The 9,576-nt window shown below is 49.3% G+C and carries 10 protein-coding genes; 7 read left to right on the plus strand and 3 right to left on the minus strand.

The window, feature by feature from the left end:
• The first annotated feature begins 2 nt into the window (after positions 1 to 2).
• From clpA to P1P89_14020, 5 genes are read left to right on the plus strand one after another with little or no spacing between them, the layout of a single operon-like run.
• The gene (gene clpA, locus P1P89_14000; protein MDF1592624.1) at positions 3 to 2,231 is read left to right on the plus strand and encodes an ATP-dependent Clp protease ATP-binding subunit ClpA; all 2,229 of its coding nucleotides are present in this window, start codon (positions 3 to 5) and stop codon (positions 2,229 to 2,231) included.
• Positions 2,231 to 2,935: a leucyl/phenylalanyl-tRNA--protein transferase gene (gene aat, locus P1P89_14005; protein ID MDF1592625.1), complete on the plus strand. Its 705-nt coding sequence runs from the start codon at positions 2,231 to 2,233 to the stop codon at positions 2,933 to 2,935. The genes clpA and aat overlap by 1 nt, the downstream gene beginning before the upstream one ends.
• Positions 2,925 to 3,419 (plus strand): rhodanese-like domain-containing protein, encoded by a 495-nt coding sequence (locus P1P89_14010; GenBank protein ID MDF1592626.1) that lies wholly within the window; start codon positions 2,925 to 2,927, stop codon positions 3,417 to 3,419. Before aat ends, P1P89_14010 begins: the two co-directional genes overlap by 11 nt.
• Entirely contained in the window at positions 3,412 to 3,915 is a 504-nt protein-coding gene (locus P1P89_14015) for a DoxX family membrane protein (protein MDF1592627.1), read from the plus strand. The genes P1P89_14010 and P1P89_14015 overlap by 8 nt, the downstream gene beginning before the upstream one ends.
• 39 nt (positions 3,916 to 3,954) lie before the next feature.
• Positions 3,955 to 4,284 (plus strand): HIT domain-containing protein, encoded by a 330-nt coding sequence (locus tag P1P89_14020; GenBank protein ID MDF1592628.1) that lies wholly within the window; start codon positions 3,955 to 3,957, stop codon positions 4,282 to 4,284.
• Positions 4,285 to 4,313: 29 nt separating this feature from the next.
• Here P1P89_14020 and larB read toward each other — a convergent pair whose 3' ends face one another.
• On the minus strand, positions 4,314 to 5,063 hold the full coding sequence (gene larB / locus P1P89_14025; GenBank protein MDF1592629.1) for a nickel pincer cofactor biosynthesis protein LarB: 750 nt from the start codon (positions 5,061 to 5,063) through the stop codon (positions 4,314 to 4,316).
• Between the two features lie 158 nt (positions 5,064 to 5,221).
• Between larB and kdsB the strand changes: the two genes are divergently transcribed.
• Entirely contained in the window at positions 5,222 to 5,962 is a 741-nt protein-coding gene (gene kdsB, locus P1P89_14030; GenBank protein MDF1592630.1) for a 3-deoxy-manno-octulosonate cytidylyltransferase, read from the plus strand.
• 158 nt (positions 5,963 to 6,120) lie between these two features.
• Here the strand turns inward: kdsB and P1P89_14035 are convergent, their stop codons facing one another.
• Both P1P89_14035 and guaA read right to left on the minus strand, forming a co-directional pair.
• Positions 6,121 to 7,023: a hypothetical protein gene (locus P1P89_14035; GenBank protein ID MDF1592631.1), complete on the minus strand. Its 903-nt coding sequence runs from the start codon at positions 7,021 to 7,023 to the stop codon at positions 6,121 to 6,123.
• Between the two features lie 3 nt (positions 7,024 to 7,026).
• Positions 7,027 to 8,556: a glutamine-hydrolyzing GMP synthase gene (guaA, locus tag P1P89_14040; protein MDF1592632.1), complete on the minus strand. Its 1,530-nt coding sequence runs from the start codon at positions 8,554 to 8,556 to the stop codon at positions 7,027 to 7,029.
• Positions 8,557 to 8,717: 161 nt separating this feature from the next.
• Between guaA and P1P89_14045 the strand changes: the two genes are divergently transcribed.
• Entirely contained in the window at positions 8,718 to 9,482 is a 765-nt protein-coding gene (locus P1P89_14045; protein ID MDF1592633.1) for a hypothetical protein, read from the plus strand.
• Positions 9,483 to 9,576 lie beyond the last annotated feature (94 nt).

The following is a 9,576-nucleotide window of genomic DNA, read 5'->3' on the forward strand; positions in this document are numbered from 1 at the left end:
TCATGATCAGTAAAGAACTTAGTGCAACTCTTGGTTTTGCGGTGAGAGAGGCTAAAAAAAGACGCCATGAATATGTCTGCATCGAACACGTTCTTTTTGCCATTCTGTATGACAACAACGGCAGAGAAATTATAGCGGGTTGCGGCGGCAGTGTCGAAAACCTGAAACAGGCGCTTGAAGATTTTTTCGTTGATCGACTGGAAAGTATCCCGGAAGGGGATGAGTATGTCTTGCAGCAGACCGTCGGATTCCAGAGGGTCATTCAGCGGGCCGTAAACCAGGCGCGGTCAGCCGAGAAACAGGAAGTGGCTGTGGGGGATGTGCTGGCATCCATCTTTCTGGAAAAAGATTCTAATGCCGTTTATTTTCTGACCCTGGAAGGGATTACACGGTTCGATGTCTTAAACTTGATTTCCCATGAACTTCCAAAGGCGCCACAGATCCCCGGCGGATTTGCGAAAACCGATAAGGGCGAAAAACAGAAAAAATCCGACCCCCTTGAAATGTTTACCGTGGACCTGGTGGCGCGTGCCGAAAGCGGCAAACTGGACCCCCTCATCGGCCGTGAACTTGAAATGGAAAGGACCATCCAGGTACTTTGCCGTCGCCGCAAAAACAATCCCGTCTTTGTCGGCGATCCCGGTGTCGGTAAAACCGCAATGGCGGAAGGACTTGCCATCAAAGTGTCCAAAGGCAACATTCCGGAATTGCTGAAGAATGTACGTATTTATTTGCTGGATCTCGGATCGCTGCTGGCCGGAACGAAATTTCGCGGTGATTTTGAGCAGCGCTTGAAAGGCGTTCTGGCATCGCTAAAGAAGAAGAAGGATGCAATTTTATTTATTGATGAAATTCACACGGTTGTCGGTGCAGGCGCCACCAGCAGCGGCTCGATGGATGCGTCCAACATTTTAAAGCCGGCCCTGACCACCGGAGACCTGCGGTGTATCGGATCAACAACTTATGAAGAGTATAAAAATCATTTTGAAAAAGACCGGGCGTTGTCCCGCCGCTTTGAAAAGATTGAGATTGCGGAACCGCCGGTGTCGGACAGCATTAAAATACTGAAAGGGTTAAGGTCCTGCTATGAAGATCACCACAACATCGTCTATTCAGATCAGGCCCTTAAAGCGGCTGTTGAGCTCTCAGCCAAATATATCAATGACCGCTATCTTCCGGACAAGGCAATCGACGTGATCGATGAAGCCGGGGCGTTTGTCCGACTTTCCGGATCTCCCCGCAGGACAACAATTCATCCGTCCGATATCGAGAAGATCGTTGCCAAAATAGCCCGGATTCCCACCCGAAACATTTCCATTTCGGATAAGGCCAAACTCGAAACGCTGGAAGGGCGGTTGATGGAAGTGGTTTTTGGCCAGGATAGCGCCATTAAATCTTTGGTCACTTCCATTAAGCGTTCCAGGGCCGGGCTGGGCACCCCTGACAAACCGATCGGTTCTTTCTTGTTTACGGGCCCCACCGGTGTGGGTAAAACGGAAGTCGCCAGGCAGGTAGCCTTTCTTTTAGGGGTCCAATTTCTGCGCTTTGACATGAGTGAGTACATGGAAAAGCATACGGTGGCACGTCTGATCGGCGCACCGCCCGGATACATCGGATTTGAACAGGGCGGACTTCTGACCGACGGCATCCGCAAACATCCCCACAGCGTCCTGCTGCTGGATGAAATCGAAAAAGCCCATCCGGACATGTATAATATCCTCCTTCAGGTTCTGGACCATGCCACTTTGACGGACAATACCGGCAAAAAAGCGGACTTTCGCAATGTGATGGTCATGATGACTTCCAACGTGGGATCACGAGAGATGAGCAGCCAGGCCATCGGCTTCGGAGATGCGAGATACGACACGGATTCAAAAGGCAAAAAGGCCATCGAGAAGTTTTTCAACCCCGAATTCAGGAACCGCCTGGACGCCATCATCGGTTTCAACCCCTTAACAGTTGAAATCATGGAGCGGGTTGTTGATAAGTTCCTTGCCGAACTGAATGATCAGCTTGCCGCTAAAAAGGTGGTTCTCGACATTTCTGCAAAAACACGAACGTGGCTGGCGCAAAAGGGATATGACCCGCGCTATGGCGCCCGACCGCTTGTGAGATTGCTGCAAACTGAAATTAAAGACATTCTTTCTGAACAGATCCTGTTCGGGGGACTTGAAAAAGGGGGCAATGTTTTTGTAGACATCGAAAACGACAAGCTCTCATTTCACTATTGATGCCTGTTTATCTGTTAAACGAACAAATCATATTCCCCCCGGCCCAATTGGCCCGTGAAGACGGGCTTTTGGCCGTCGGCGGCGACCTGAGCCCGGATCGATTGCTGCTGGCCTATCGTCAGGGGATCTTCCCCTGGTTCATGGACGCCGAACCGATCCTGTGGTGGTCCCCGGATCCACGTCTGGTACTCTATCCGGCGGAATTCAGACCTTCACGGAGCTTGCATAAAAAAATCAGACAAAACATATTCAGAATCACCATGGATCAGGCCTTCAATGAGGTGATAACGGCCTGCGCCCGGACACGCCAAGATAAAGACGAAGGGACCTGGATCGGCGCAGACATGATCAACGCCTATAGCCGGCTCTACGAGTCGGGGTTTGCCCATTCTGTTGAGGCCTGGTACGAAGATAAACTGGCAGGGGGGGTATATGGGGTGTCCCTGGGGCGATGCTTTTTTGGTGAATCAATGTTCACGCTGATCAGAGATGCCTCCAAGGTGGCACTGGCGGCTCTGGTCAGCCATCTCCGCGATAATTCGTTTGAATTCATTGATTGCCAGATTACATCCCCCCATTTCATCAGACTGGGCGCCCGTGAAATGTCACGGACGCTTTTTCTAAAACAGCTTGCCAAAGCGTTGGAAGCCCCGACAGTCGTCGGGCGGTGGACTGTCGGAATGGAGTTGAACAATGCCGATTAAACATATTATTTACGAAGTCGGTTTATTTGTAGCACTTGCGGCGACCACAGCCTTTTGTGTGAATTATATTTCGCCCAACGGCATAGCCCTTGTGGGACAGTGGGATCCGGGCCGGGGTGTGATAAGTGCACAGTCCAAAAACGATGTGATCGTTCATGAGCTTGAAATCAATGCGCCGGAGACCGCCAAGAAAATTTACGACAGTGCGGCGGCTGTTTTCGTAGATGCCCGGGCCAGGGGTTTTTTTGATAAGGGCCACATCAAAGGGGCCTTTTCGTTGCCTTTGCACGAAGCCGGCACCCTGATGGAAACATTCAAAGAAAAATTTTCCCTCAGCACGTATGTCATCACTTATTGTTCGGGTAGAGAATGTGATGACAGTCATCAGCTGGCGCAGATTTTCTTAGAAAACGGCTATCACAATGTAAGTATTTATATTGATGGTTATCCCGGCTGGATAGCGAAAGGTTACCCGGTTGAATAAAACAGTTGATAAATTGATCCGCAACAGTTGGCTTGAGGTGGCTGCCCGCTGGGTTCTCGGCGCCGTATTCATTTACGCCAGCTATCATAAAATCATGGAACCGGCGCAGTTTGCCAAGGTGATCTACGGCTACTATCTTTTTCCGGCGCTTACCATCAACCTCATCGCGATTGTTTTGCCGTTTTTAGAGCTTTTTTGCGGTCTTGCGCTGGTTTTGGGCATTTATCCCCGCTCTGCAGCACTTGTCATTAATTTTTTACTGATCTCCTTTATCGCGGCACTCTCCATTAACCTGATCAGGGGGCAGGCGTTTGACTGCGGCTGTTTTTCTGTTGGCGATAGGGGTTACACCTACTCGGTCTGGGAAACCCTCATTAGGGATATTGTTTTCTTCGGATTCGGCCTCGTGGTCATTTTCTTCTCTCGCCATAGAAAATGGTGTGTTTTGCAAAGCGGATCCATTCTTCTGAACATGAATCGTTCCGGACGCGTGTGAAACAAACAGATACCGATTGCAAAGGAGGGTGTCCTTTATATGATTAACGACTGCATATTCTGTCGGATTATTCAAGGGGAAGCGCCGGCTGAATTTATGTATCAAAATGACTCGCTGGTTGTATTTAAAGATATCCGACCCCATGCGCCGGTTCATCTTCTGATCGTTCCCAAAAAACATATCAGAAGCATTAATAACTTAGATGCAAAAGACGGCGGGATTGTCTCCGAAATGATCCTGGCAGGCAAACTAATGGCAAAAAGGACGGAGATCGCTGAATCTGGCTATAAGCTCTTGTTCAATGTGGAAAGGGGCGGCGGTCAGGTAATTTTTCATCTGCACTTGCATCTTCTCGGCGGCTGGAAATAGAGCGCTTCGCCGTGGAGCAGCGAAGCGCTCTATTTCCGATTGATGATGGCGGCCATATACCCTGCGCCGAAGCCGTTGTCGATATTAACCACCGCGACATTGGAACTGCAGCTGTTGAGCATGGCAAACAGCGCGGTCAGACCTCCCAGGCTGACGCCGTATCCCACGCTGGTGGGAACGGCGATTACCGGGCGACTGACCATTCCGGCCACCACGCTGGGAAGGGCGCCCTCCATACCGGCCACCACGACCAGAACAGCGGCATTATCGATTAACGCCTTATGACTGAACAGCCGGTGGATGCCGGCTACTCCGACATCAAACACAGACTGGACTCGGTTTCCCATGGCTTCTGCGGTGAGGTGCGCCTCTTTGGCTACCGGAATGTCCGATGTGCCGGCTGAAAGGATCAGGATGGTGCCTTTGCCCTGATCGATGGGGTTCTGTTTTTTCAGTATGATCATCCGGGCGTCCGGATCATAGACGGCGTCCGGAAACTGTTGAAGAACCCTTGCGGCTTTCTGGGAATCGATGCGGGTCACCAGAACGATATGTTCCTGTTGAAGCATTTGGGTCATAATCCCGATGATTTGATCCGCACTTTTGCCAAGGCCGAAAATAACCTCGGGAAAACCCTTGCGCAGGGAGCGGTGATGATCTATATGGGCGTAATCGATGTCTTTGTAGGCCAGATCTTTCAGTTCCCGGGCGGCATCGTCGACGGATGTTTTTCCCGCAGCCACAGAATTTAAAAGTTGATCTAACAGGTCTTTGTTCATAATATTCACAACTCCAATAATAGCCTGAAACTTTTTTGCAGGTTAATGAAATTAAACAATTAAATTGAAACGGCCAATAAAATCATTTTTAATCTATAAGCAAAAACGCACTGCCAAACCATACGGACCCATCTCAGTGTGAGTCGTGGAGTTCAGAAATGAAAATAGTTGTTGTTATTCCAGCACGTTATGGTTCAACTCGCTTTGCCGGGAAACCCCTGGCCCTTATCAAGGGAAAGCCCATGATCCAGTGGGTGTATGAAATCGCCAAAAACGGAAAAGGTGTTTCCGACGTCGTTGTCGCAACCGATAATCAGCGCATTGTTGATGCGGTAGATCGTTTTGACGGCCGGGCGATGATGACCGGTGAGGAAAACCGATCCGGAACCGATCGCGTAGCCGATGCCGCCCAGAAAATGGGTCTTTTGCCGGACGATATCGTCGTAAACATTCAGGGTGACCAGCCGGCATTTGTTACGGCCCATATCGACGCGGTGGTCAACCCATTGGTTCATTCAAAAGAGGCGGAAATGACCACGCTCGCCTTTAAGATCGTAGATCCACAGGAGATAACCAATCCCAAGGATTGCAAAGTCATATTCGACGCCCGGGGATATGCGCTCTATTTTTCACGCTCACCCATACCGTGTGCGCGGGACATTGACACGGTATTTGACACCTATAAACATTTGGGAATATATGCCTATTCCAAGCGTTTTCTGGATACTTTCAGAAAACTCCCCACCGGATCGCTGGAGACCATTGAAAAGCTGGAGCAACTCCGGGCGCTGGAAAACGGACATCGGATCAAGGTGGTCTTGACCGAATATGATTCGCCTGAAGTGGACGTGCCTGCCGATATCCCGCGTATTGAAGCCCTGATGAAAAAACGGCCGTAGCGCACCGCAACAATATTACTCAGGATTCTGCAACGGCAGCATGTTATCGGTTCTATTGGGTCTGTTGGGTTCCTGGATTCCGGCCAAGAGCTTGCCGGAATGACAATAAAAATTGATAATTAAGAATTAAGAATTTTCAATTGATAATTAACAAATACCTATCTTTTTATGTCCTGCTCAATGATTTTTCCGGGTTCCGGTATTGCGGGCTTGATGCTTTCAACCGGGGGCGGGGCGGACAATGCCGGCGGGGCTGTTACGGCTGCAGTTGATTTCTTCTGCTTGTCTTCCAGGGCCTTTATCTGGTTGCGAAGAACACCAATTTTTTCCGACAGGGATTTTTCAAGATCATTGATTTTCTGCTGGTAAAATTTTTCTTGGTGCCGGCTGGTCAGATCAAATGTTTTTTTGTCGACCCGGGTGGACCCCAGGGCGGCGGTATCAGCCTTGAGCACACTGATTTCTTTCTGGAGGCTGCCCACAGCGGTCGCCAGCGTTCCGGACTGTTTGTCCAATTTGTCCTGGAGCGACTTTCCCTCAGATGATATTTTCTTTATTTCAGATGACAGTTTCTTTAAATCCGTATGAATGGGTTCAAGGGTCTTATCCATTTCAGCAATGATGCCGGCAAGCTCCTGTTTGTCGGGTGTGGACGAGCGTACCCCTGCCAATGCCTTTTCGGTTTGTTCCAGGTTTTGTTCGAGACGGGCGGCGGTTTTTTCCATTGCGGAGATTTTCTCATTCAGCAGGGATTCAATCTTTGCCTGGCGAATCGACAGCGAAGAAAATTTTGAATCCAAATCTTTAGAAAGCGCCTGGACATCAGACGATTCTGAAATATGAATATTATCAAATTTTTTGCGAATATCAAAATATCCAAAAACGAGTATAAACGCCAGCAAGCAGGGTACCAAAACGGCAAACAGATTGATTCTGCGATTTAATTTATTTAGCCGCAGATTTTCAACTTTTTCCTGAAGCGGCGGCTCCGGTCCCTTGGGATCAAAGGGGCCCTCATCGTCAAAACGGATTTTAAATTTTGGTGAACCATTATCTGCCATTTTTTATTCCCATTCGATTGTGCTGGGCGGCTTTGAGCTGATGTCATAAACAACCCGGTTGACGCCGCTGACCTCATTAATGATTTTGTTTGAAATGCGGCCGAGAAGGTCATGGGGAAGCCTGGCCCAGTCGGCCGTCATGGCGTCCCTGCTGGTAATGGCGCGGATCGCAACGATACTTTCGTAGGTTCGCTTGTCCCCCATAACCCCCACGCTTTTGATGGGCAGGAGCACCGCAAAAGACTGCCACAATTTTTTATAATAGCCGCTGTGTTTAATTTCTGCAAGCAGCAAATCGTCCACTTCCCGTAGGATCGACAGCCGTATGGGGGTAATTTCACCGATAATTCTGACCGCAAGGCCAGGGCCGGGAAACGGCTGGCGCCATACCAGGGTTTCCTGCAATCCGATCGTTTTCCCCAGCTTGCGAACTTCATCCTTAAACAGGTATTTAAGCGGTTCGACCAGTTTCAGCTTCATTTTTTTGGGCAGGCCGCCGACATTATGATGGGACTTAATGACGGATGTGGGACCGCCGAAAGCGGAGATGGATTCGATCACGTCCGGATATAGTGTTCCCTGGGCCAAAAAAACAGCGTCTTTAATTTTTTTGGCTTCGGCTTCAAAAACATCCATGAACACCTTGCCGATAATTTTGCGTTTCTTTTCCGGGTCTGTGACGCCTTTGAGTGTTTTTAAAAACTGCCGGCCGGCATTGACAAACTTGATATTAAGTTGAAGATGCTGCCCAAATATTTCTTTCAGTTTTTGGGCTTCATTTTTCCGCATGAGTCCATTGTCAACAAAAATACAGGTGAGATTTTTTCCGATGGCCGTGTGGATCAGCAATGCGGTGACCGAGGAGTCCACGCCGCCGCTTAATCCCAAGATGACTTTCCGGTCTCCGACGGTCTCCTGAATTTGGGCGACCGCTTGTTTGGCAAAAGATCGCATGGTCCAGTTTCGCTTACAGCCGCATATATCAAACATGAAGTTGCGCAGCATTTTTTTGCCGAGCGGGGTGTGTTCGACTTCCGGGTGAAACTGGACGCCGTATCGTTTATGGGTTGAATCGGCGGCAGCCGCGAATCGGGTGTTTTCAGTGGAAGCGGTGGCGGCAAACCCCGGGGGGAGTTTAGTGATCGAATCCCCATGGCTCATCCAGCAGCCAGTTTTTTTCTTAACGCCCACAAAAAGGCCGCTTTGACGGGCGATGTTTAACGCGGCAAAGCCATATTCGCGCTTGCCGGCCCTTTCGACTCGTCCTCCCAGCGCATCCACCATGAATTGCATCCCGTAGCAGATACCCAGAATGGGAATATTCAGATGAAAAATACCGGGGTCGACCTTTGGACTTTGCTTTTCATAAATACTGGAAGGACCCCCTGACAGGATGACCCCTTTGGGTTGAAGTTTTGTGATTGCACTGAGGCTGATGCCGGGCGGCTCAATCTGGCAGTATACCTGACATTCTCTTACCCGACGTGCAATGAGCTGGTTATATTGAGAGCCAAAATCAATTATCAGTATCATGGGATTCCCGGCCACTCTCTTTTAGAACTGTCATCTGGCATGAACAGATCGATATCCATAAAATATAAACAATTAACACGCTAAACGGATTGTGAAATCAGGATGAATATGTTAGACACGGCAAAAAAAGTCAACTTTAATTTAATTTGGTTCCTAAATTCATGTCACACATACGCATACAGGTTTATGAGGTGCAAACCCCGGCTGAAGCCGAAGAAATGATTTCACTGGGGGTTGATCATATCGGGAGCGTAATCCTGAGTGAAGCGGACTGGAAGGTTGACGCTGTCCGGGAAACAATCCATGTCACCCGGGCCGCCAAAGCCTGCAGCAGCCTGATACCGCTTTTTTCAGACGAGGATGCCATCCTGCGTCTTCTGGATTATTATCACCCTGATATTATACATTTTTGTGAAGATATCGCCCCGCTATCACATCCGCATTCGTTCATTGATTATTTGCTAAAAATACAGGCGCGTGTTAAAGATGTCTTTCCGGAAATTCGGATTATGCGATCGATACCGATTGTTCAGGCGGGCGCCCAAAGCAGTGTTCCCACGTTACAATTGGCGCGACTGTTTCGACCGGTAAGCGATTTGTTTTTAACCGATACGTACCTGTTGCCGGCGTTTGAAACGGCCTTCATACAGCCGCCGGTCAAGGGATTTATCGGAATTACCGGAAAGATCTGCGACTGGGATATCGCTGCAGAACTGGTTGCGGACAGTTCCATCCCTGTCATCCTGGCAGGCGGCCTTTCAGCGCAAAATATTTTCGCGGGAATCCGGCAGGTTCGGCCGGCCGGTGTTGACAGTTGTACGGAAACCAACGCGCGCAATCCAGACGGTTCCTCTATTCGTTTTAAAAAAGAGCCCCGGCGGGTTAAAGCATTTATTGAAGAAGTGCGCCGGGCGGAGCGGGCGTGATGAATCAAACCAATTAATTATTAAACTGGGTATGCAGTTAACTCAACCGCCCACTATATGTAGAGGGTTACCTCCAATAATCATTTGGCGCGAC

The sequence above is a fragment of the Desulfobacterales bacterium genome (genome assembly GCA_029211065.1).
In the GTDB taxonomy this organism is placed as follows: Bacteria; Desulfobacterota; Desulfobacteria; order Desulfobacterales; family JARGFK01; genus JARGFK01.

Coding starts and splice junctions, on each gene's coding strand:
- aat (MDF1592625.1), top strand. CDS start 2,231: ATGCCTGTTTATCTGTTAAACGAACAAATCATATTCCCCCCGGCCCAA.
- clpA (MDF1592624.1), top strand. CDS start 3: ATGATCAGTAAAGAACTTAGTGCAACTCTTGGTTTTGCGGTGAGAGAG.
- P1P89_14045 (MDF1592633.1), top strand. CDS start 8,718: ATGTCACACATACGCATACAGGTTTATGAGGTGCAAACCCCGGCTGAA.
- P1P89_14010 (MDF1592626.1), top strand. CDS start 2,925: ATGCCGATTAAACATATTATTTACGAAGTCGGTTTATTTGTAGCACTT.
- P1P89_14035 (MDF1592631.1), bottom strand. CDS start 7,023: ATGGCAGATAATGGTTCACCAAAATTTAAAATCCGTTTTGACGATGAG.
- kdsB (MDF1592630.1), top strand. CDS start 5,222: ATGAAAATAGTTGTTGTTATTCCAGCACGTTATGGTTCAACTCGCTTT.
- guaA (MDF1592632.1), bottom strand. CDS start 8,556: ATGATACTGATAATTGATTTTGGCTCTCAATATAACCAGCTCATTGCA.
- larB (MDF1592629.1), bottom strand. CDS start 5,063: ATGAACAAAGACCTGTTAGATCAACTTTTAAATTCTGTGGCTGCGGGA.
- P1P89_14020 (MDF1592628.1), top strand. CDS start 3,955: ATGATTAACGACTGCATATTCTGTCGGATTATTCAAGGGGAAGCGCCG.